Here is a 23,531-nt window from a genome sequence, read left to right as displayed (position 1 = left end):
GTGTGTATCCAACGTAAAGGGGAGGGGACGATGAGGTGGCCACAGGATGGCGGTTTATCTCTGGTCGCACCCCCAATCTGGCGGTTATCCCCCCATCATCCTCGCGGTCTGAATGGCCTGAATAAGGGCGGCGCGGTTGATGCGGGGGCGCTCTTCATCCAGCAGTTGTTGCCACAGGGCGATGGCTTCGCGGTAGCGGGCGTGCAGGAAGTGATCGGAGGCGAGCAGCATCAGGGCACTCACTTCCCCCTTGTCGAGCTCAAGCGCGGCATCGAGCAGGCGGCGGGCCTCGGGCGTGAGCTGCTGGCCCGCCTGGTAGTAGCGCACCGTCGCCTGGGCGGCCAGGGTGGCGGCGCTGGCCCCCCCTTCGAGCAGCGCCAAACGTTGGTAGGCAAGCCAGGCATTGTCGTATTCATCCCGATAGAGATAGAGCTGGCCGAGCGCCGCCCAGCTGTCGAGATCGGCGGGATTGGTCTGCAGCTTCTGATGCAGATCCCCCAGCTCCTTGTCCTGCAGATCCCGGGGGCTCAGGCCCGCCAGGGGATCGGGGCGCGACTGATGCGCTTGCCACGCCTGATAGCGGCCTGTGCTGGCGTAAAAGCTTGCGAGCCCTGCCAGCAGCAGAGCGCCCAGCAGCCAGACGTAGCGGGCATGGTGGGCTCTGGGGGCCAGGGCCAGCCGGGCCCTGAGCGCCTGCTCGGGGACCGGGGTGGCATTGGCCAGATTGGCGGCGGTCAGTTCCCGATAGAGGGGAAGATTGGGGGAGAGCCCGGCTTGCTGCTCGGCCATGATCCGGCGGTTCAGCGCACCGCGATGATCGACACCGGCGCGGCCTGTGTCGCCCTCAATGGCAATGGCTTGAGCCCCCTTGATCCTCAGGCGGCGGCCGAGCGTCAGCAGTGCTAGCCCCAGCAGCAGGGCAGGACCGCCCCACAGCAGCGCCGTGCTGGCCTTGAAGGGGGGATCGTAGCGCACGAAGTCGCCAAATCGACTGGTCATGCGGGCGATCACCTCTTCATCGCTCTGCCCCTCGTCGACCCAGCGGTAGACTTCGAGGCGCAGATCCCGCGCGATGGGGGAGTTGGACTCCACCAGGTTCTGGTTTTGGCACTGGGGGCAGCGCAGGGCGCGGGCGAGATCCTGGGCGCGGGTCTGCCGCTCGGGGTGGCGAAACTCATAGGTATCGACCCCGCTGGCAAACGAGCTCGCACTCAGGCACATGCCGAGGAGCAGCAGGGCAGCGGCAAGAGGACGGCACATCATGACTGTGTCTCCCGAGTCGATGAGGCCGTACTGGCAGCCTTTATTTGCGCGTTGGCGCGGGCCTGGTCGAGCAGGGGCACAAACTGGCGCTGCCAGATCTCCTGGGTAAGCAGACCCGTGTGGCGGGTGAGCAGGGTGCCGTCGGCATCGAACAGATAGGTCTCCGGCGTACCATAGACGCCGAGCTCCAGGGCAAGTTTGCCGTCCGGGTCGGCCAGCACGGCGCGATAGGGGTTGCCTGCCTCCATCAGCCAGGCACGGGCCGCATCCCCCTTGTCCCGATAGTTGAGGCCATAGAGGGGCACTGCACGTGCCAGCTCGCCCAGCAACGGATGCTCGGCGCGGCAGTTGGGGCACCAGCTGGCCCAGACATTGAGCACAAAGGGCTCCCCTTTCAGGCTGGCGGTGTCAATGGCCGCCCCTCCCAGCAAGCTCTCACTCTGCCAGGCCGGCAGGGTGCGGCCCAGGGTAGCCTCATCCTGGCTGTAGGGGTTGTTGCCAAGGCCGAGCAGGAGCAGGGCGCCGAGGCCCAGGGTCAGGATCAGGGGCAGAAAGAGGCGCAGGCGGGATCTCATAGGGACTCCTGTTCGAGACGGGGGCGAGGCGAGGTGGCCGCCGCCGGGCAGGAGGCCAGCAGGGGACGGCGGGCAAGCAGGCGCAGTGCGCCACCCGCCATCATCAGCATGCCCCCCAGCCAGATCCAGCGCACCAGCGGCTTGTAGTGCAGGCGCATGGCGTAGGCGTGTGGCCCCATCTTCTCGCCAAGCACCACATAGAGATCGCCAAACAGCCCCCACGCGATGCCGGGCTCGTTCATGTTCATGGTGCGCACGCTGTAGTGGCGCCGCTCCGGCATCAGGCGGGCCACCTCCTGCCCCCCCCTGTGCACGCTCAGGGTGATGCGCTCGGCGGTGTAGTTGGGGCCGAGCAGCGGCTCGCTTCCCTCATAGCGAAACTCATAGGCACCGAGCCGGTAGGGCTTGCCTGCCTCGAGCACAGTGCCACCCTCCTGGCTGTAGTGGCTTACCTGAGCGATGCCGAGGGCGCACACCGCCACCCCGAGGTGGGCGAGCAGACTACCCAGCCGACTGGCCCTTCCATTCCCTTGTCTGAACGAGAAGTTCATCAGCAGGCTGGCCACCAGCCAGAGGCTCAGCACGTTGGCGACCAGTCCCATCCAGCGCAAGGGGCCGAACTCCCGATAGGCGAGAGTCAAAAGCCCCCCGCCCAGCAGGCCGAAGAGCGGCGGCAGCCAGCGGGTAAGGCGGGTGTCATTACTCAAGCCCTGCCAGCGCAGGCGCGGCAGCTGGGTCATCAAGGCCATCAGCAGCAGGGCCAGCGGCACGAAGATGGTGTTGAAGTAGGGAGCGCCCACCGAGAGGGCTCCCAGATGGAGGGACTTGAACACCATGGGGTAGAAGGTGCCGAGCAGCACGCTGGCACAGGCCACACAGAGCAGCAGGATGGCGGCGCCGAGCAGCCCCTCCTTGGACAGTAAGCCGAAGCGGGCGTAGGGGGCGCGGGTGTCGGCCCGCAGGGCAAACAGGGTCAACGCTGTTGTGAGCAGCAGGCCGAGCAGCAGCAGCAGGGTGAGGCCGCGATCCGGATCCACCGCAAAGGCGTGCACCGAGGTGAGCACGCCGGAGCGCACCACGAAGGTGCCGAGCAGGCTCAGGGAGAAGGTGAAAATGGAGAGCAGCAGCACGGCGTGACCGTAGGCGCCGCGCTTCTCGCATACCACCAGGGCGTGCAAGAGGGCTGTGCCGAGCAGCCAGGGCAGCAGGGAGGCGTTTTCCACCGGATCCCAGAACCACCAGCCGCCCCAGCCGAGCTCGTAGTAGGCCCACCAGGAGCCGAGCACGATACCGGCGGTGAGAAACACCCAGGAGCCGAGCGCCCAGGGGCGGCTCCAGTGGGCCACGGCCCCGTCGAGCCGGCCCGAGTGCAGCGCCGCCATGGCAAAAGCGAAGTTGACCGCAAAACCGACGTAACCCAGATAGAGCAGCGGCGGGTGCAGGATCAGGCCGATATCCTGCAGCATGGGGTTGAGGTCGCGCCCCTCCTGCGGCCCCGGAAAAATCCGATCGAAGGGGCTGGAGAAAACCAGGGTGTAGAGGGCAAAGCCTCCCACAATCAGTCCCATAATGGCCAGTACCCGCACCAGGATCAGCGGGTCGACCCGCCTGGAGCACAGCGCTACCAGCGCCCCCCACAGGGCCAGCGCGAAGACGAAGAAGAGCATGGAGCCCTCGTGGCCGCCCCATACCGCCGCTATCTTGTAGCCCAGGGGCAGGGCGCTGTTGGCGTGCTGGGCCACATAGGTCAGGGTGAAGTCATTCTGGGCAAAGCAGATCCCGAGCAGCACCAGGGAAGCGCCAAGCAGGGCGGCATTGAGCAGTGCCAATGGCCTGGCACAGCCGAGCAAGGGGGGGGAGGCGAGCCGCAGCCCGAGCCAGGGCAGTAACCCCTGCATCAGGGAGAGCAGGGTTGCCAGCAACAGTGAGAGATAGCCGAACTCCGCCAGCACACAACCTCCAGGTTCACTCTTCGATGTCATTCATGTCATGGCACACACGCCGCGTCGTCTCCCGTTTGGCGGGGGCTCGGCAGGCAGCGGGTGTGGCATCACCAGAAATCCATTGGGCCAACAACAAACCAGCGCCAGTCGCCCGAGGGGCGGCTGGCGCTGGTGATCATACCTTTAAACAACCGTCATCTGGCCGGCATAAAGCACGAAGTAGCGCAGCAGCAGGATCCCCACCAGGGTCAGGCTGCACACCAGCACCAGATGGCCGCTCTTCTCTCGCAGGGGAGCCGGGGTCAGGAAGGCGATCAGCTGGGGCAACACCATGCCGATACCCACCACCCCTACCCAGAACACCTGGGCCCAGAAACCGCTGCCGATGGCGGCCCACATGGCCACCTCTTTCTGGCCGCCACCGAAGTAGAGGCCGGTAAAGAAGCAGACCAGCAGCAGGATCTCTACCGCCAGCATAGGGCGCTCGAAGCGGTGCACGAAGCTGACCCCCTGGCTGTGGTGGTTCTCCTTGAACAGGGTCACCGCCAGCAAGATGGTAGAGGCGATGCCCGAGCTGATGCCCGAGACCAGAAACAGCACCGGCAATACCGGGTTGTTCAGCAGCGGATAGGTCTTGAGCGCCGAGAGCAGGAAGCCGGTATAGGCTCCGAGCAGCACCGCCAGCAGCAGCAAGACGGGGGCCAGCAGCCGCTCAAGGCGGGCGAGCCAGGCGATCAGGCCATCCACAAAGGCGAACTTCTCTTTGAAAAAGCGGACGCGCAGCCCCTCGATCTCGCTTCTGAACACCACCGCCAGCCAGGCGAACAGCACTGCCATATAGAGCTGGAACAGCATGACCCCCATCGACATCACGGAGTCGAACTGGTAGTGGAACATCAGCTTCCAGAAGGTCCAGGGACGAGCCAGGTGGAAGATAAGGATCAACAAGCCCAGGATCACGCTCGAGGGTGCCAGGATGGCGGTCGCCTTGATGATACCACTCTCGCTGCCAGCCCCCTTGCGGCGCAGCAGCACAGCCAGGGTGGCGGCCCCGGCGGAGATGCCGAGCAGGAACAGGTAGATGGCGATCGGCCAGTTCCAAACGAGAGAGGGGAAGTGAAATGCCTCTTGCATCGTCATGACTTTATCTCCCCTTTGGGCACGCGGTACATCTTGGGCGAGGTGCCGAGCGCCTGCTTGTAGCGATAGGTGGTCTCCTTCACCAGCCGTTGGGAGAGCGGGCTGTTGGGATCATCCAGGTTGCCAAACACCAGCGCCTTGGTGGGGCAGGATTCCACGCAGGCCGGCTCCTTGCCCTGGGCCAGGTTGGTCTTGCGGCAAAAGTCGCACTTGTCGGCGACCCGGGTGACCGGGTTGATGAAGCGCACCTGATAGGGACAGGCGGCCAGGCAATACATGCAACCGACGCACAGATCCGGGTTTACATCGACGATGCCATCCTCCATACGGATATGGGAGGCGCCAGTCGGGCAGACGTGGACGCAAGGGGCGTTGTCGCAGTGCTGGCAGGACTTGCGAAAGAAGTGGTACTCGGCGTCGGGATACTCGCCGACGGGGCCGGAGCGGATGATCTCGAGGCGCGAGACCCCCTCCGGCACCTGGTTCACTTCCCGACAGGCGTCCATGCAGGCGGTGCAGCCGATGCAGGCCTGCTCGTCATGCAGCATGCCGTAGCGCACCCCGTCGATGGTCTGGGTGTGGGCGAGGGAGCTGGCGAGCGAGCGGGTCGGCCCCGTCATCATGATGAGGGCCCCGGCGCTCATCCCCGCCATGAATTGACGGCGAGAGCAGCTCATGATGCCTCCTTGCCCGGGGCCACCTTGGCCTGGTTTGCCTCGACCTTGGCCTTGGCCGCCTCATGCTGTTTGCTGTGGCAGTCGACGCAGAGCTTGATGCGGGATTTTTCCGGGATCCCCACCATGGGCTCCTTGGCCGGGTGCAGGGCGTGGCAGCTGGTGCAGGTGAGCTTGGTGGCGTGCACGTCGTGGGCCCAGAGTGCCTCGCGCAGGGGTTTGGGTTCGTGGCAGCTCATGCAGACGCTGTTTTGCTCCACGATGGGGTACGCCTCGGTGCTCTTCTTGTCGCTAAAGCTGTTGCTAAAGCGCATCACATCCTTGACCCCTTCCCTGTGTTTGGGCGAGGGCTGGCCGTGACAGTTGGTGCAGGTCACCGGTTTGAGGTTGTTGGGATTGGTCGCCTTGCCATGCTTGCCGTGCATGACGTCGTCCTGATCCTTGTGGCAGTCGGTACAGGCCTTGTCGGCGCTGCGCAAGAATTCCACCTCGTGGGTGGAGGGCACGGCGGCAGGAGCGGTTGTCTGCTCGGCGGCCTGGCCCTGTACGCTGGTCAGCAGCATGGCCGCCATCAGCATCAGTCGTAAGAAATCCATCGTCAAATCACCCATATGAAGCCTCCATCCTGCTGCGGGCCCGACCGGCGGGCCCGCAGGCATCGGTTACTGTGCCAGCCGGCCGGCCGCTTTGGCCTCGGCATCCCAGGCGGGAACAGTGGTCTTGAGGAACTGGGCCTTGTCGCTGTTGAACTGCTTCATGTCCATGCCAAGGGCGGCCTGGGCCTTCTCCTTGGTGGAGATGTCAGGAATGGCGATCTCCTGGCTGATCCCCTTGGCGGCCAGCAGGCGTGCCAGCTTGGTGCGGGCGTCGGCGGCCTTGTCGAGGGCACTGCCCAGGACCTTGAGGGCCACTTCCGGGGCATGCATCTGTACCCCGTGGGAGGCGATGGCATAGTCCCAGCGCCACTGGGCGTGACGGATGTCTTGCAGGATATCTTTCATCTCGGCGTCGGTCGCGCCGGCATCCCAGGCGGCCTTGGCTTCAAAGTGGGCGCGCACCAGCTGCTTCTCGACCTTGAGCTTGGTCTCGACAACGGCGTCTTTGCGCTGCTTGACGATGCCTTGCAGCATCTCCTTGCTCTGGGTGTGGCAGTTGCGGCAGGTCTGCTCGAAGCGATCAAACGGGTTGCCAATCTTGTGATCCGTGTAGACCTTGCCCTGTTCGTTTTGCACTTTGGGCATGTGGCAGTCGACGCAGGCCACATTGTTCTGGCCGTGAATGCCGGCGCGCCAGGTTTCGTACTCTGGGTGCTGGGCTTTGAGCATGGGGGTCCTGGAGACGGCGTGGGTCCAGTCGGAGAAGCCCAGTTCGTCGTAGTAGGCCTCCATCTGCTCGACCGAGGTACCATCATCCCAGGGGAATTTCACCGCCTTGGTGGGGCCGGTGAAGTAGTACTCCACGTGGCACTGACCGCACACCTGGGACTGCTGATCGAAGCGACCCTGCTCCTTGAACGGCTTGCCGATGGCGGTCATGGCCCGATCGGCATAGGGGCGGGAGAGGTGCAGGGCAGGCTTGCCCTCCTTGAACTCTTTCGAGGCGGTGTCATGGCAGTCGGCGCAGCCGATGGTGTTGACGATCTCCGGGCCGCCCTTGGCCCACATCCCCTTGAAGTAACCATCCTCGCCTTGCTCGTCGATCACCCGGGCCACGTCCGGGCTCTTGCAGCTCCAGCAAGCCATGGGCAGGGGGCCATCTTCGGCGGTTTTCGGTGCGCCGGTGCGCAGGGTCTCGCGCACGTCGGTCAGGGCATAGAAGTGACCGCGGGGCTTGTTGTAATCCTTGGCAAAGGCGTAGCCGGCCCAGAGCACCACCATGTTGGGATCCTCGGCCAGGGCGTCGCTGCGCTCCTTGCTGTCGCTGGTGGCTTTCCAGCTGCTGAACTGATCGGCGTGATCCTTGGCAAACAGTTCGTTGCGTGCCTCTATCTTGCCCTTGGTGCTCTCTTCGGCCTGAGCCCAGCTGCTGCCAAGCAGACCGGTCAGTAGCAGGGCAGCGAGCCCCAGCCTGGTTTGTTTGTTATGTGAACCCACGATCATCACTCCCAGATAAATGTCTTGGTGCGGTCTGACCCGTTCCATCTTGTTGCGTGGACATCAACACCCGCAGGGCGCGGGAGTGGGCAGACCAATCTCTTGTTGACGGTGAATAAACCGATTTTTTATGCGATTGCTCGCCGAATACATTACCAAATAGGTATAAGCAATGATGATTTATCGGGAGTGGGTTTGCGCTAGATCAATCGTCGCGGGAGGCAATCGGTCGAAATGAGATCTCGGTTAAATTTTTGCTGGAAACACCATGGCTTGTCAGGGGGTTACCCGCTCTGGTGGTGAAGGCCCAAGGGCCGATCAGGGGCACTCGTTTTCTGAGTCACACGACTCCAATGTGGCTTTGACAATCATACCTGGTTGGAGCGCCAATCTCCGCTTATGGCTTATTTATTCATTTTTAGGTAGGAGAGACCCAAATTGACCATGGTGGAGACGGGTTGAAACAGCACTATCTTCAAGCATTGGACGCCTGGAATCTGGCCTATCTGACGACAAATATGATCGCATGGCAATGAACAGTTCAGTCAGTAATGGTGCGTAAGACGTGCCATTTGAGGCCTGCGTGACAGTTCAAGGTCCCTCATATGCACAACATAGTAAGTAACGGCCATTTTTTAGGGGTTTATGTCGAAAATAGTGAAAAGAAGCGTGATGGCGATTGCTTTATGATCGCTCACCAGATGAGCACCCTGTTGACACCCGTGTGCTTGATTCCATTCTTGCCGGAGGTGGTATGGCAGAGTTGCAAATTGAAAAATCCACGGTGATCGCTCGAGTCGAGGGCCCCGCGTTTGTCATCAGTGCAGATGGTTCTGTCACACCAGCCAAGGCCGGGATGGCGCTGGTTCCCGGTGATCGCCTGCAAACGGCGCAAGGGGCGCAGGTCGAGATGGCCGACCCCGAAGTGCCAGCAGAGCCTGAGGCACAGGCCAGTGCCGCCGCAGTCAACGGCAACGAGCAGCCGCTGGATCCGGATCTCGCTTCGTTGCAAGAGGCCATTCGTCAGGGGATCGACCCGACCCAGCAGTTCCAGGAGACGGCTGCGGGCAATGCCGCCGCGGGGGCTGGCAATGCCGGCGGGGTTGCCGGCTCCAGCCAGGGTGGCTTCGTCATCGTCGATCGCACCAATGATGCCACCCTGGCCGAGGCCGGGTTCGATACGGATCATGGGGCCTGGGTTGCGACCGATGAGCTGCTTTTTTCCGAGGCGCGCGATTTATTTGCGGCCATCACCATCACAGAACCCCAGACCGACGACAACATCATCAACGGCGCCGAGGCGACCGGGGTCATCATCCGCGGTACGGTGGACGACGTAGAGGTCGGCCAGCCGGTGACCGTGACCCTGACTGATCAGGCGGGCAACTCGCTGACGGTGACCACGGTTGTGCTGCCCGGGTTGGTTTGGGAGGCCAACTTTGGCGATCTGACCGGCAAGCTGGTGGATGGCCCGCTCACCATACAGGCGGACACCCAGGATGTATCGGGCAACCGTGCCAGCGATCTCGGCCAGACTCTGCTCGATACCATCACCACCATTACCCTGGATCTGGCGGACGAGAGTGACACGGGCGCCAGCCAGACCGACGATCTGACCCGCGACAATACGCCACTGTTGCAAGGCAAGGGGGAGCCCGGCGCTACCGTGACCCTCTCCCTTGGCGGCAATGTACTCACCGTGCTGACAGTAGATGCGGCGGGCAACTGGCAGTACCAGCTCCCCAATACCCTGGCCGATGGCGATCATGCCTTTGAGGTCAATGCGGTGGACATCGCCGGCAACCGTGCCAGCGATACCCTGACCGTGACCGTCGACACCCGGGCCGGCATTGATATCGACGATCTCGACACGGCTCTTATTCTGGGTCAGGGCGGTGTCACCCTGAGCGGGACGACCACGGAAGTGGAAGCCGGTCAAAGCGTCACCATCACCCTCATCGGCCAGAATGGGGAGACGCTTTTGAGCGGTAGCGCTCTGGTGGGCAGTGATGGCCGCTGGCAACTCGCGGGTCTGGATCTCTCCGGCATTACCGGACCCTATGAGGTGCGCGCCGAGGTGACCGATCTGGCGGGCAATCGGGTGATCGACGGCGCTCCCCTTATCGGGCAGAGCGATACCCTGACTCTTGCCGAGGCGGATCTGGCCAAGGGGCCCGTCAGTGCCACCGGCTCCCTGCATACCGGTGCCGGCCTGGATGGCAACCTGCAGGTCGGGTTTGCCGTCGATCAGAGCGCCCTTGAGGGACTGGGCCTCAGCAGCCATGGCTCACCCCTGAGCTATCAGACCAGCGGCCAGACCCTCACGGCCAGTGCTGCCGGGGTCACCGTCTTTACCCTGACCCTGGCCAATGACGGCAGCTATCGCATCGTCTGGAACCAGAGCCTGGATCACGGCCAGGACAACCTGAGTCTGCCTTTCAACCTCGAGTATCGCGACAGCGACGGGGATCTGGTTCGAGCTACCCTAAACGTCAATCTGGTGGACAGCACGCCCCCCGATTTTACCCTGCCATCCATCACCCTGACCGAGGATGCCTTTACCGACGCCGGGGCCGTGGTGGGGCAGAGCCACTTTGTGGTTGGTCACCAGGCCGATCCCCTGCTGGCGGACTCCGTCATCTTCGCCGATCAGGGCGATACCCTGACGCGCCTCAATGGCAGCGGCATGAGCAGCGACGGCCATGCACTCACCTTCGAATTTTCCGGGGATCGCCTGCTGACCGGCTACTACCTGGATGGCAATGGCAAGCGGGTCGAGGTGCTCAAGGCCGGGCTGAGCGCCAGCCAGTTCGGCAGCGATGTCGATGGCACTGTGACCGTCACCCTCACCGGCCCGCTGGATCATCAGGGGAGCGATGCGCTCTCATTGGGGCTTAGCGTGTCGGCCAAAGAGATAGATGGGGACGAGACCCGCGCCGATCTGGTAGTGACCGTCAACGACGGTGTCGACCCGAGTCTAGGCATCGACAGTGGTGTGACGCTGCAAGAGGGGTCGGCAGGTCAGACCCTGGATGGTCAGCTGCCGGTCACTGTGGGCAGCGATCGCCTGGTCTCCCTTAACTTCGAGGCAAGCCAACCCAGGCTCGACGGCCTCACCAGCGGCGGCAAGCCGACCAGTTACCAGGTGAGCGGCAACGTTATTACCCTGCTGGATGCGGGGGGCAAGAGCATATTGACCGTTACCCTGGATCTCGATGGCAAGTACCATCTCCGGCTCGATGGCGTGCTGGATCAGCCTGTGGGTACCAATAGCGTCAACCTGGGATTGCAGGTGCAGGGCACCGACTTTGACGGGGACAGGAGCAACCTCGGCACCCTCAATATCCATATCACGGATGGCGTGCTGCCCCAGGTCGATTCGGTCTCCCTGACCCTGACGGAAGACAGCGACTGGAGCGCGGCCCAAACCCTTTCGGGGGATCTCAATATCACCGCGGGCAGCGATCCGCTCAGCAGCATCACCTTCGATGCCAGCCAGCCCGGGCTGCAGGGGTTGACCTCCGGCAAGCAGAGCGTCGCCGTTACGGTGGCCGATCACCTGATCGAAGGGCGCACGCCGGATGGCCAGCTGGTGTTCACGCTCACTCTTGGCAACGATGGCAAATATGGCTTCACCCTTTATCAGCCGCTCGATCAGGGCAGTGCAGATAGCCTGCTTAAAGCCGCGTTTACCCTGCTCGACAGCGACGGTGATACCGTCTCTTCCAGCTTGAGCGTCGCCATCGGTGACGGGGCCAACCCGGTGATCAGCGCCGTGACCGGCACCGCCATCACAGAGATGGCGCAAGGGGAGGCCGCCGCCGTCAGCACCATGAGCTTTACCGTAAGCCATGGCTCAGATGCGCTTGATGCGAGCAGCCTGAAGTTCGACCTCTCGGCGATCCAGAGCACTCTGGATAGCAAGTACAGCAGTCACGGCAGTCCAGTCACCTTCACTCTGGATGCCAACGGCGATCTGGTGGGCACCAGTGCGGACGGTCGCGAGGTATTGCGGGCCGAGCTCGATCTGGTGGAGAGCAATGGCAACTGGAGCGTCACCAGCAAAGTCACCCTGAGCGGTGAGCTGGATCATCAGGGCAACGAGTCGTTGGATCTGCCGCTGGCGGTGACGCTCGCGGATAAAGATGGGGACCGGGCCTCTATCCAGTTGCCACTGGTCATCAAGGATGGCGGCGCCCCCGCCTTTGTTGCGGGTAGCGGTGTCAGTCTGGATGAGAGCAACCTTGACGGCCATAACCCTCTCACCGGCACGGGCCAGTTCCAGATCAGCGCCGGTTCGGATCGGGTTAGCGAGGTGTCGTTTGCCGATCCTTCCGAACAACCGGCGCTGACCGCCCTGGGTCAGCCGGTGAAATACGAACTGGTGGATGGGGATCCTGCCATCCCGGGCAGTCAGATCCTTAAGGGTTATGTGGAGGTGGCTGGTCAGCGCATCGAGGTGTTGCAGGTGGAACTTGTCGGCAAGCTCGACAACGCCGCCAGCAACGGTTTCGACTACAAGGTGACCCTGTTCGAAGGGGTACATCAGAGCGCTGGCAACGCCACCGAGCTGCCATTCAAGGTCAATGTCATTGACAGCGACAAGGGATCTGGCAACAACGACAGCACCACGGGCACCCTCAACGTCACCATTGCGGAAGGGGGCAAGCCGACCTTGACGCTCACCGGCGTGACTCTGGAAGAAGGACGCTTTGATGGCGTCAACTCGAGCGCGGATGATCAGCAGGATACTGGCAAGATCACCATCAAGGCGGATTCCGATCCCGTGACGGATGTGCGCCTGACTCTCTCCGGCCAGGTGCTGGATGCCGATGGCAATCCCGTCACCCACAACGGGGAGACCCTCACCTGGCAGGAAGTGCCGGGCAGCAACGGCCACGCCTTCCAGGCGATTACATCAGACGGCACCCTGGTGCTGAGCGTGACCCTGCCGAGCGTGCCGGGGCGCATCGAAGCCCATACCGAGGCTACCCTGGCTTATCAGGTGACGGTCCATACCAACCTGGATCACAAGGCGAGCGACACTCTCAATCTGACCCTGCCGGTACAGGTCACCGACAGCGATGGCAGCGTGATCACAGGTAGCACCACGGCGGAGATCACCGATGCGGCCGACCCCGTGATCACCGCCATCGAGGGGGTGACCGTCAAGGAGTCGGATCTCAACGGAGGGAGTGGCCAGCATGGGGGTACCAGCCCGTCAGGCACGGGAGAGGTTGCCATCGGCCAGGTGACGATCGCCGTCGGGAGTGACAGGGTTGCCTCCCTGCAACTGGATGTGGCCCGCTTCAACGCCCTCAATACCCTCACGTCGGGAGGCAAGGCGGTCACCCTGGGCGCAGACAGCCAGCCGGGTGTCTATCTTGGCAAGGACAGCGCAGGCAAGCTCATCTTCAAGCTGACCCTGGATGTGTCCGGCCGCTACACCTTCGAGCTCACTGGCAATCTGGATCACAGTGTCCAGGGCAAGGATCTGCTGGATATCCAGCTGCCATTGCAGGCGCGGGACAGTGACGGGGACCTCAGTGCCGAAGTGATTGGCCATGTGAGCGTGCAGGACGATGTGCCCGTGGCCGTGGATGCGAGCAAGACCCTGAATGAAGGTGCGAAAGTGACCGGCGATCTGCTGGCACCCGCCAGTGAGGGGGCGGACGATGCGGTGGTGAGATCGGTGACCATCAATGGCACCGAACACCCCATCGCCGCCAGCGGTAACACCACCATTGCGGTTACCGACAGTACGGGGCAAATCATCGGTACTCTGGTGATCAAGGCTGAGGGTAACTACAGCTTCACTGCGAAATCCGGCATCGATCACAGCAACAGTACCCTGGTGCAGCAGATAGCGTTCCATCTGGTGGATGGGGATGGGGACACCGATGATGGGGTATTGACCCTGACCATCAAGGACGAGGCTGGCAAGCTCACCGTGAGTGCGGTCACCGGCCAGGAGGATGCTGGGGCGAGCGATCCGGGCCAGGGTATCCCCATCACCATGAACCTGGATGTGGGGGATTTCGATCGGGGTGAGCATGTGGAGCAGTTGCTTATCCAGGCGCCAGCCAATGCCCAGGGCACCTTCTATTTCAACGGCGTCGCACTGACCACCATCACCCAGGGTGGCAAGACCTGGTATCAGGTGCCGCCCGCGGCCATGGTGGCGGTGGCCAACACTGATGACAAGTTCCAGCTCACCGGTGTCACCTTCGTGCCAAACCACGACTATTCGAGTTACAACAACGGAGGCAGTCCGTTGAGTTTCCCGGTCAAGTTGCAGGTAGGTGTCACGGAGGGGAGCAAGCCTTCGGTGCTAAACGGCAATCTGGACATCACGGTACAGGGCATTGCCGACAAGCCGGTATGGGATGGCAGTAGCGACAAGCACTACAGCATCAATGAGGATGGCAGTGGCGTTGCCCTCAACGTGCATGCCAACCTCACCGACATCGATGGCTCCGAGACCCTGAGCTACCAGATCGAGTGGGCCTCCGGCCAGGGGGCTCTGACCCTGAACGGTAAAGTGCTCACTCCGGGGGCGAATGGCCTCTATACGGTGGCCGGTGGTGACATCAACAAGGTGACCGTGGTGCCCGGTAAGGACTACAGCGGTGACATCAAGCTGGTGGTGACTCCGGTGAGCACGGAGAAGACCCCGGTGGTGACCGGCAAGGAGACGGCCCTCGGCGATCCGCTGGAGGTGGTGATCAACGTCAATCCGCTCGCCGATGACGCCAAGCTGACCGTGCGCGAGATCCAGGGTAAGGAAGACACCCTGCTCAACCTTGGCAGCAAGATAGTGCTCGGCCATCTGGGGGACACAATCGATGGCTCCGAGCAGTTGTTTGTCCGTATCAGCGGCCTGCCCGCCGGCGCCACTCTGCTACTCGGCGGGGTGGCGGTCACCCTGGATGCCAACGGCTACTACGAGGTGCCCTACGATCGTATCGGTGAACTCAAGCTGCAGCCGCCGAAAAACAGCAACGTCGATTTTGATCTGGCCATCAAGGGGGTGGTGAAGGATACCGCCATCCTGACCGATGACAACGGCCAGATTCATACTGTGGTCAACGAGAAGGAGACCGGTAGCCTGAGCCTGCACGTGGATCTGGTCGGGGTCGTGGATAAACCGCATTTTGACCTCAATACCACGGACTGGACCCAGGAGGGCGACGGCTACACCATCACCATCAAGGAAGATGGCCGGGCGCCGCTCGACTTTCGGCTGGAGTCAGGGGAGAAGGTTGACACGCCGCTCGACACCTCGGAGAGCCTCAATCTTGTGCTGGAAGGCTTACCGGCCGGGGCCAAGGTATTTGACGGCAGCGGCAAGGAACTGACCCTGACTTTCGCCGGGCTTGATGGCCAGGGCAATCCCCTCTATCAGGTGAATGTGTCATCCCTTGGCAATCTGCAGATCCAGCCGCCTCCCAACAGCACCGCCGATATACACCTTATCGGCCATGTGGTGGTGACCGAAAACGACGGGGATCACAAGCGCTTCGATGTGCCGCTCACCATCAAGGTGGAGCCCGAGATCGATGCCGGCGACTATGCCAAGACCAGCCATGGCCTGGAAGATGAGGTTGTGGTGCTCGACTGGCGTCCCGACCTGAGCGACAGCGCCGAGCATGTCACTCGACTCAGCCTTTCCGGCATCGAACCCGGTTATGAAATCTGGATCCGGGTCGGGGGAGTGGATACCCAGTTGACCGTGAACGGTGGCGCCGTGGACTTGAGCGACGCCGACCTGCAGAACCTGCTCAATGGCGGCCAGCTGTTGGTCAAAGCTCCCGAAGACAGCGACAGGGACACCCGCATCCAGAGCCATGTCACCATCACCCAGCATGATGTGGACTCCAGTGCCACCGCCCAGAAGGTGATCGATGGCACCCTGCACGTGGATATTCGGGCTGTGGTGGAGCCCGATGGCCAGCTGGTACAAACCGGCCAGCTGGATAGCCAGGACGGGCATGATATTCCGCTCAAGGATGTGTTCACCTTCGAGGATCTCGATCCCAGCAGCAGTGAGGTCATCGACTATCTGGTCATCAGCGACTTGCCGCCGGGCTTTGTGGTGGTGGGAGGCATCAGCGATGGCAAGGGCAACTGGACAGTGCCGAACAGTGCTCTTGGCAGCTATGCGCTGCATGCGCCGGACGGCTTTACCGGTACCGTCACCTTCAAGGTCAGCGCCAGGGTGATCGATCTTGGCGACAACGGCGAGGGGGATATCAGTGTGCCTGTGTACCGGGAGCTCAACGCCAGCGCCGAGTTCCATGTCGCGAGCAACGGCAGTCAGGTGGCCGCGACTATCGATTTTGACAACACCAAACCCATCACGGGTGTCGAAGACCACAGCGTCGATTTTGGCGCCCAGCTGAGGCAACTGGCGACCCTGGGCAACACGGACAACGGCGATGACGAGCTCAGCATCGTCATCACCGGCTTGCCAGCCGGCGTCAATGTGCAGGGGCTCACCTTTGACTTTGTCAACGGCGAGTATCTGATCAAATTACCTAATGGCCTGAGCGATCTTGACAGCCTGACCCTGACCCTGCCAGAGGACTACGCCGGTGATGGTCTGCATTTCAATGTGCGGTTGGTCAACACGGATACGGTGAGTGGCGACACCAAGGTGGTGGAGAAGGACGTGTCGCTCTCCATCACCCCCGAGGTGGACGTCAACGGTGGTCGTGATGGCATGCCTAGCCTGCAGCTGGATGTGAAGGATGTGAACGGTGACGGCCAGCCGGACAATCTGGAAGACACCGAGATCCACCTCGATCTCTCGGTGAAACTCGCCGATATCAGCCCTTCGGTGACCAATGGCGGTCTCGAGACGGTGGAGCGGGTGACGGTGACCGTCGATGCCAGGTACGGCCACTTCCTCGATGGCAATGGTAATCCCGTCCAGTCGCTGGTGGTGGATGCCAACGGCCTCAAGGATCTGGTGTTTGTGCCCAAAGAGCACTTCAGCGGTCAGGTGCCGCTCGCGGTGACGGTGGATATTCTCGATACCGCCACCACGGGCACGGATCACGGCAGCTGGAGTGGCCAAGTGAATTTCGAGGTCAAGCCGGTCAATGATCCGGCGGCGCTCACCGTGCACGACGTGACAGGTGATGAGGATGGCAGCGTCAGCCTCGCAGGTTTCGATGCCGCCCTGGTGGACAACGACGGCTCCGAGCAGATAGTGGCGCTGCAGATAAAAGGGGTGCCCGATGGCTTCACCCTCTCGGCCCCCGCGGTCAACAATGGCGGCGGCGTCTGGCAGGTGCCGGTAGGCACGGATTTCGCCAAAGTGACCCTGATCCCGCCTGCGGATTTCAGCGGCAGCGTGGATCTCAGCCTGAGCGCCTTTACTCTGGATCAGGGGCTCACTCTGCCCCTTGAAACCAGCGGCAGCTTCACCGTCACCGTCAACCCGGTAGGGGATCCCATCGTTGCCGATATTCAGGACAAGGCGAGCGGCACGGAAGGGGATGTGATCACCCTGAACCTGGGGCTGGAGACCCGGGATAGCCAGGCCACCGGTGGCAGTGCTGGCAATGTGCACGAAAACGGGCCGGAGCAGGTCCGCGTGACCATCGAAGGGGTACCGGGCGGTGCAGAGGTGCGTCTGCCAAACGGGATCGCCGGCACTGTGGTTGATCTCGGGGGCGGCGTCTGGCAGATCACCACGGATGGCGGCAAGCTCGATGCGGTGGAGCTGGTGACCAACGACGCCAACGGTGCTGTGGATCTCAAGGTGACGGCCCAGAGTCTGGACAACGGCGCCCTCGGCCCCGAGGTGGGCGGCAACATCCATCTGGATATCAGTCCGGTCAACGATGCGCCGGTCAATGTGCTGCCGACGGATCCCCAGGTAGCGCAGGAGGATACCCCCTTCGTCATCCGGGGGCTGCAGGTGAAGGATGTGGATGCGGGTAACAGCCCTATCGAGGTGCGACTCTCGGTCGAACACGGCACCCTCAACCTGCCGGCAGGCAGCGGCGTGACCGTGGTCGGCAATGGCACCGGCTCCCTGGTGCTGACCGGCACCCTGGCCGATCTTAACGCCTTGCTCAGTGGTGGTGTGACCTATCAAGGCATCCAAGACTTCAATGGCCAGGAGCGGCTTACCATGGTCACCGATGATCTTGGCAACACCGGCAGTGGCGGGCCCCTGAGCGATACCGATGTCTTGCCCATCGAGGTGCAGGCGGTCAACGATGCCCCGGTCAACCAGGTGCCGGCCAGTTTGTCGGTCAAAGAGGATGGCGCTCTCTCCCTCTCCGGCATCAGCGTGAAGGACGTGGATGCGGGCAGCGCTCCCATCTCCATGACGCTGCGGGTCGAGCATGGCATCCTGACCCTGCTGGGAGCGGCTGGCGCCGTCTCGGTGCAGGGGGCGGGCAGCAACGAAATCCTCCTGGTGGGCTCATTGAGCGACATCAATCAGCTGCTCGACAGCCAGCTGCACTATGAGCCGGCGGCGGATTTCTGGGGGCAGGACAACCTCACCATCACCACCTCGGATCAGGGCAACACCGGGCTTGGCGGCGTCATGAGCGACACGGATCAGGTCCCCATCACGGTGACGGCAGAGCCGGATATGCCGACCCTGACCGTGGGAGCCCACGAGATCATCGCCCTGCAGGGAGCGGTGATCCCCCTTGGCCTCAACGCCAGCGTGGTAAACCCGGTCGACGGCGAGCTCGCCATTCGCATCAGCGGCCTGGGCAGCGCCCAGGTACAGGATGAACAGGGCCAGATGGTCGGTCAGGCCGACGGTCAGGGGGATTGGCTGATCCCCGGGGATCACTCGGTGCCGCTTTATCTGAGCGGCCTGACGGCGGGGGATCAGGTGCTGGGAGTCAGCGCCGAGTCCACTGCGGGTGGCACCACCCTTGGCACCCAGCTCGACACCATCACTATCCATACCCAGAGTGGCCATGAGCTGCTGGGCTCGGCTCAGGGGGACTGGTTGTTCGGTGCCTCCGGAGATGATCGCCTGCTGGGTGGACAGGGCAATGACATCCTCACCGGGGGGGCTGGCAGTGATCTCTTCGTCTGGCAGAAGGGGGATGAGGGGAGCGCCAGCCTGCCCGCCATCGACACCATCACCGACTTCCATCCGGAGGAGGGGGACAGGATCGATCTGGCGGACATGCTGAGCGGAGTCAGCAGCAACAGTGTCGATGGCCTGCTTGGCCACCTCTCGGCCTCGGTGACGGCTGGCAGCAATGGCCTCAGCGATGTGAATCTCTCGGTCTCGCCGGCCGGGGATGGCCAGGTAACCCAGCAGATTACCTTGAAGGATGTGGATCTCGGTAACTGGGGCCTGACGGGGACAACGTCCCACGACATCCTGCAGAACATGCTGGATAACCATAGCCTGATCACCCAGCACCCCTGAGCGGGGGAGCTGCCATAAAAAGAGCCGGCAAGTGCCGGCTCTTTTTTTATCTTTTTGATCTTCTTGGTTTTCTCTTTGTCTGACTTATTGAGTATCTGATCGTCCGTCAGGCCAGCGCCTGAGCCAACAGATGGATGGGATGCTCGCAGCGAAACGCCGTGCTCATCTCGATCTGCCACTTGCAGGTTTCGCAGTCGGTGATGACCAGATCCGGTCTCAGGCGGTTTATCTGATCAAACAGCCCCTCGCCGATGGTCTGACTGGTCTCGTAGTTCTCCGACTTGAAGCCGTAGGTGCCGGCGATGCCGCAGCACTGGGACTCCAGCACGGTCACCTTGACCCCCGGGATGGCACGCAGCAATTCGAGTGTGTAGATGACGCCCCCCATTTTCTCCATGTGGCAGGGGGTGTGGTAGGCGATGTGCAGCCCGAGCGGCTTCATGGCCGGCTTGTTGCCCTTGTAGAACTCGTTCCACAGGAAGCGGGTTACCAGGGAGATACGATCGCGCACCTTGTGGTTGTCCTGCTCCAGCAGGTGGGGGTATTCATCCCGCAGGGTGAAGCCGCAGGTGGAGGAGGTGGTGAGCAGCGGCATCTCGTTGCCAAGCAGGCTGTTTTCCAGCTGCTTGATGTTGAAGGCCGCCTGCTGTTTGGCCTTGTCCATGAAGCCGTTGGCAATCAGCGGCACGCCGCAGCACTTCTCTCGCTCAAGCAGTTGCACGCCGATATTCATGGCGTTGAGCACCTGCACCAGCTCCTTGCCAAGCTGAGGGTGGTTGTAGTTCACGTAGCAGCCGTGGAAGTAGGCGACCTGGCGGGCAAAGCTGGCCTGGGTCTCCTTCTGCTTCTTGTACCAGCCGCGGAAGGTACCTTGGGAGTACTTGGGCAGATCCCGGTGGGAGGAGACCCCGAGCGCCTTGTCCAGCACCAGCTTCATCGGCTTGAGGCCGGTAGTGAAGTTGACGACTGGGGCCATCAGGGTGGACATGCTGCCCATCAGATCGGTGTGGGAGAGCACGAATTCGCGGATCCCGGGTTTGAAGCCGCTGTATTGATGCTTGGCCTTGGCGATGATGTCGCCGATGCGCACGCCGCTCGGGCAGGCCACCTCGCAGCGTTTGCAGTTGGTGCAGTACTTGAGGGCGCTGTCAAAGAGCTCGGGGCTCTTGATCCGCAGCCGCTCCCCGTCCGGGCCCGCCTGCTTGGGGCCCGGGTAGGCGGGATTGGCCTTGGCCACCGGACAGTAGGCGGTGCAGACGGTGCATTTGATGCACTGATCGAAAGTTTGGTTGGCGTGATCCAGTAGCATGTCAGTTCTCCTCCCGTCGAGTTTGAAGGCACGGGATATGGGGCGAAATCATCATTGGGCTGAACTCAAAATGTGGCCGGCGGCCTGCCAGCCGGTGGCAACGGCAACCCCGGAACCTGACCCCTCTTTTATGGGGTCATAGTGCGCCAGTACGCTGCCCGCCCCATAGAGGTTGGCGAGCGGCTTGCCGCCGCGCAGCACCCGCAACATCTCGTCGGTCTTGACCCCGAAGCCCATGAAGGGATGGTGGTCAAACAACCGGCGACCGGCCCAGGCGTCGCGCTCTTCGAGGCTCAATACGTCGGCATCGAAGATGGGCTCGCGAATGCCGCGCAGGCGCGACTCCAGCCCGCGGCTGAAGAAGCTGCCGGAGGCGAGCACGAAGTTGTCCGCCTCGAACAGCTGATCATCGCCGTTCTGGGTGTGCACGCCGACGACACGGTTGCCCTCGTAGCGGGCGCCCAGCACCCGCTCACTGGTGAGAAAGGTGCCACCAAGGGCGATGAAACGGCGTTTGAGGGCCTCCTGCATCCGCATGCCGATAAGCGATGGCGGCATGGTGGCAACCTCCCGGATGGTGCAGCCGGTGCGCTTTTCCAGATCGCTCAGGCGCGGGCCGACCAGCCCCAGCGACAGACAGGCGGGCAGTACGATATGGCGGCAGCCGGGTTCGCCGCACTCCATCACCATGCGGCTGATCTCGCGGGCCAGATCCGCCAGCAGATGGTGCTTGTCGCACAGGCGGGCGATGTCGGCGGAGCGAAACTCGTGGGGATTGCGGCTGAACTCGGCCAGCTGGGGAATGCGAATTTCACCGGTCAGGATGCGGCAGTGGGCAAAGCGGGGGTGGGTGGCTAGATTTGCCGCCGCCAGCGCCGGGTGAAAGTCGCGAAAACCCTCCAGGGTGGCCAGCAGCAGGGTATCCGGCACGGGGGCATCGGTGACGCAGGCGCAGGTCTCGGGGGAGAGCCAGGTGGATTTCAGGGTGCCGATGGGGGTCAGGCGCTGGTGGTTGTGCTCCTGGCGAAACAGCGACAACCCCTCTTCTGCGCAGTGGCGCTGCAGATCGGCGAGGCTCGCTTCGATATGGGTCATCCCTACCTTGCCGTAGGGGTGATGAGGGTTGGCAGCCATGAAGGCAGGCAGGGCGGCGCGGGGATCCCCCTCGCTCTCCAGCAGATCGACCGAGCCGGAGGAAAAATGCAGGGCACTCTGGCCGGAAGCCATCAGCAGCGCCTTCTGGCCAGCCTCGGCCAGACGCAGGGCCGCCGAGAGGCCCGCCATGCCGCCGCCAATCACTATGGTGTCAAATTTCATGGGGCGTCTCCTCGTTTGTCTCTGTGGCATGGCTCTGGGGGGCGGCGTCGCTCACCAGACGGGGCGTCGTCCATTCACTCAGGCCAAACAAGCCTTCATAGATCCAGTAGGTAAATTCCGCCTCGCGCAGGGCATCTCCCCAGAGCACGGGGCGGGTCCCCTTGTAGCGCTCCTCCAGGAACTGGCGCAGCATGACGCAGGCCTGGCGGCCATCGGCCTTGCCGTACTCCTGCATCAGGCCGGCGGCGCGATAGGCGCACAGCTCACCCTGACAGGGGCCCATGCCCAGACGGGTGCGACGGCGCAGATCCACCAGGTTGTCCACGTCGAGCTCGCGCAGGGCGTACTCGATTTCGCCGGCGGTCACCATCTCGCATTCGCAGATAAGGGCGTTGGCCTTGGGATTGTCACGGAAGAAAGCGATGACCCGCTCGCCATGGCGATACTGGGCAGATCCTTCGGCCGGTGCCGAGAGGCCGGGAGCGGAGACCTTCTCCGGATCCCGCGAGCCGGGCAAGTTGAGCTCGGCGGTGCGGCACGGTTTGCTGTTGCCCAGTTTTTTCGCCAGCAGATCGGTGGCCCACTCCGCCATCAAGCGATAGGTCATCAGCTTGCCGCCGGTGATGGTATTGAAGCCCTGCAGACCATCGCGTTCGGCGTGATCGAGCAGCACGATACCGCGGCTGATGTTGCGGCCCGACTCGTCACCATCCACCGCCACCAGGGGGCGCACCCCGGCGTAGGCCCGCAGCAAGCGGGTGCGTGCCATGATGGGGGCGAGCTTGATCCCCTCGCGCAGCAGCACTTCCACCTCTTCCGGCTCCACGGTGAGCTGATCAATCTTGTTGTAATCGATGCGGCTTGAGGTGGTGCCGATGAGGGAGATGGTATCGCCCGGCACCAGGATGTCGGCGTCCGCCGGCTTGCGGCAGCGGTTGAGCACCAGCTGGTTGATGCGGTAATCCATGATGAGCAGGGAGCCCTTGGCCGGGAACATGCGGATGCCGAGATCGGCGTATTCGCAGATCTGCTGGCCCCAGATGCCGGCGGCGTTGATCACTTCCTGACACTCCACCTCGAACGCCTCGCCAGTGCGGGTGTTGATGGCCTTGACGCCGTGCACTCTGTCTTGGGTACGCAGCAGCCCCAGCACCTTGCTGTGGGTGAAGATGCGGGCGCCGTGCTCCTTGGCGTCGAGCACGTTGGCGGCGGCGAGGCGGAAGGGGTCGACCGTGCCGTCCGGCACCTGAACTGCCCCTATCATGGCCGGGTTGGCATTGGGTTCGAGCTGCAGCGCCTCGCGGGGATCGAGCTGACGGGTCTCGATGCCGGCCAGGGCGCAGGCGTCCATGAAGGTCTTTTGAAAGCCGATGTCATCTTCCGGCAGGGTCAGGAACAGGCCGCCGGTGTCTTCCACGCAGTGGCTGGCGATCCGCTTGAGGATGCGGTTCTCCTGAATGCACTCGCGGGCGGACTCCTGATCCGTCACCGCGTAGCGGGCGCCGGAGTGGAGCAGACCGTGGTTGCGCCCCGTGGTGCCGGCGGCGATATCATCCCGTTCAAGGAGGATGCAGTCGATGCCGCGCAGCGCACAATCGCGCATGATGCCGGCGCCGGTGGCGCCGCCGCCTATGATGACGACTTGTGTGGTTATTCTTTTCATTGTGCCCGTCTCATCTCTTCCAGATGAGGCCAGTGTGGCGCACTTTTGAGTGAAAATGTTTGATGTTGGCCAAGTTAATGTTCGCAAACGCTCATCGTGATGGCCATTTATGAGCATTATGTGACAATGGTCACG

Annotated in this window: 11 protein-coding genes; 1 reads left to right on the top strand and 10 read right to left on the bottom strand. The window is 62.7% G+C overall.

Annotated elements, in window-relative coordinates:
- Positions 1 to 84: 84 nt before the first annotated feature.
- The 7 genes from nrfF to nrfA all read right to left on the bottom strand — a co-directional run bounded on the left by nrfF (position 85) and on the right by nrfA (position 7,694).
- Complete coding sequence (gene nrfF, locus I6L37_RS16895; RefSeq protein WP_216992453.1) at positions 85 to 1,263, bottom strand: heme lyase NrfEFG subunit NrfF; 1,179 nt, start codon at positions 1,261 to 1,263, stop codon at positions 85 to 87.
- The gene (locus tag I6L37_RS16890; protein ID WP_216992452.1) at positions 1,260 to 1,838 is read right to left on the bottom strand and encodes a DsbE family thiol:disulfide interchange protein; all 579 of its coding nucleotides are present in this window, start codon (positions 1,836 to 1,838) and stop codon (positions 1,260 to 1,262) included. Before I6L37_RS16890 ends, nrfF begins: the two co-directional genes overlap by 4 nt.
- On the bottom strand, positions 1,835 to 3,790 hold the full coding sequence (nrfE, locus tag I6L37_RS16885; protein ID WP_216992451.1) for a heme lyase NrfEFG subunit NrfE: 1,956 nt from the start codon (positions 3,788 to 3,790) through the stop codon (positions 1,835 to 1,837). Before nrfE ends, I6L37_RS16890 begins: the two co-directional genes overlap by 4 nt.
- Positions 3,791 to 3,964: 174 nt before the next feature.
- Positions 3,965 to 4,921, bottom strand: coding sequence for a cytochrome c nitrite reductase subunit NrfD (gene nrfD / locus I6L37_RS16880; RefSeq protein ID WP_216992450.1), 957 nt, complete (start codon positions 4,919 to 4,921; stop codon positions 3,965 to 3,967).
- Positions 4,918 to 5,598 (bottom strand): cytochrome c nitrite reductase Fe-S protein, encoded by a 681-nt coding sequence (gene nrfC / locus I6L37_RS16875; RefSeq protein ID WP_201977909.1) that lies wholly within the window; start codon positions 5,596 to 5,598, stop codon positions 4,918 to 4,920. Before nrfC ends, nrfD begins: the two co-directional genes overlap by 4 nt.
- On the bottom strand, positions 5,595 to 6,206 hold the full coding sequence (nrfB, locus tag I6L37_RS16870; protein ID WP_216992449.1) for a cytochrome c nitrite reductase pentaheme subunit: 612 nt from the start codon (positions 6,204 to 6,206) through the stop codon (positions 5,595 to 5,597). The genes nrfC and nrfB overlap by 4 nt, the downstream gene beginning before the upstream one ends.
- Before the next feature lie 51 nt (positions 6,207 to 6,257).
- Complete coding sequence (gene nrfA / locus I6L37_RS16865; protein WP_216992448.1) at positions 6,258 to 7,694, bottom strand: ammonia-forming nitrite reductase cytochrome c552 subunit; 1,437 nt, start codon at positions 7,692 to 7,694, stop codon at positions 6,258 to 6,260.
- Positions 7,695 to 8,442: 748 nt separating this feature from the next.
- Between nrfA and I6L37_RS16860 the strand changes: the two genes are divergently transcribed.
- Positions 8,443 to 19,107: a retention module-containing protein gene (locus I6L37_RS16860; RefSeq protein WP_216992447.1), complete on the top strand. Its 10,665-nt coding sequence runs from the start codon at positions 8,443 to 8,445 to the stop codon at positions 19,105 to 19,107.
- Between the two features lie 106 nt (positions 19,108 to 19,213).
- On the opposite strand, the gene glpC is transcribed toward I6L37_RS16860, so the two are convergent.
- The 3 genes from glpC to glpA are packed head-to-tail and all read right to left on the bottom strand — an operon-like array spanning position 19,214 to position 23,396.
- Entirely contained in the window at positions 19,214 to 20,416 is a 1,203-nt protein-coding gene (gene glpC / locus I6L37_RS16855) for an anaerobic glycerol-3-phosphate dehydrogenase subunit GlpC (protein WP_042028859.1), read from the bottom strand.
- Positions 20,417 to 20,467: 51 nt separating this feature from the next.
- Entirely contained in the window at positions 20,468 to 21,733 is a 1,266-nt protein-coding gene (glpB, locus tag I6L37_RS16850) for a glycerol-3-phosphate dehydrogenase subunit GlpB (RefSeq protein ID WP_216992446.1), read from the bottom strand.
- Positions 21,723 to 23,396, bottom strand: coding sequence for an anaerobic glycerol-3-phosphate dehydrogenase subunit A (gene glpA / locus I6L37_RS16845; RefSeq protein WP_201939828.1), 1,674 nt, complete (start codon positions 23,394 to 23,396; stop codon positions 21,723 to 21,725). Before glpA ends, glpB begins: the two co-directional genes overlap by 11 nt.
- Positions 23,397 to 23,531 lie beyond the last annotated feature (135 nt).

It is taken from the genome of Aeromonas sp. FDAARGOS 1407, assembly GCF_019048725.1.
Classification (GTDB): domain Bacteria; phylum Pseudomonadota; class Gammaproteobacteria; order Enterobacterales; family Aeromonadaceae; genus Aeromonas; species Aeromonas enteropelogenes.
Note: the sequence above shows the minus strand (reverse complement) of the source record. Positions and strands in the feature narration are given on the sequence as shown.

Coding starts and splice junctions, on each gene's coding strand:
- nrfD (WP_216992450.1), bottom strand. CDS start 4,921: ATGACGATGCAAGAGGCATTTCACTTCCCCTCTCTCGTTTGGAACTGG.
- nrfC (WP_201977909.1), bottom strand. CDS start 5,598: ATGAGCTGCTCTCGCCGTCAATTCATGGCGGGGATGAGCGCCGGGGCC.
- I6L37_RS16890 (WP_216992452.1), bottom strand. CDS start 1,838: ATGAGATCCCGCCTGCGCCTCTTTCTGCCCCTGATCCTGACCCTGGGC.
- nrfF (WP_216992453.1), bottom strand. CDS start 1,263: ATGATGTGCCGTCCTCTTGCCGCTGCCCTGCTGCTCCTCGGCATGTGC.
- glpA (WP_201939828.1), bottom strand. CDS start 23,396: ATGAAAAGAATAACCACACAAGTCGTCATCATAGGCGGCGGCGCCACC.
- glpB (WP_216992446.1), bottom strand. CDS start 21,733: ATGAAATTTGACACCATAGTGATTGGCGGCGGCATGGCGGGCCTCTCG.
- glpC (WP_042028859.1), bottom strand. CDS start 20,416: ATGCTACTGGATCACGCCAACCAAACTTTCGATCAGTGCATCAAATGC.
- nrfA (WP_216992448.1), bottom strand. CDS start 7,694: ATGATCGTGGGTTCACATAACAAACAAACCAGGCTGGGGCTCGCTGCC.
- nrfB (WP_216992449.1), bottom strand. CDS start 6,206: ATGGGTGATTTGACGATGGATTTCTTACGACTGATGCTGATGGCGGCC.
- I6L37_RS16860 (WP_216992447.1), top strand. CDS start 8,443: ATGGCAGAGTTGCAAATTGAAAAATCCACGGTGATCGCTCGAGTCGAG.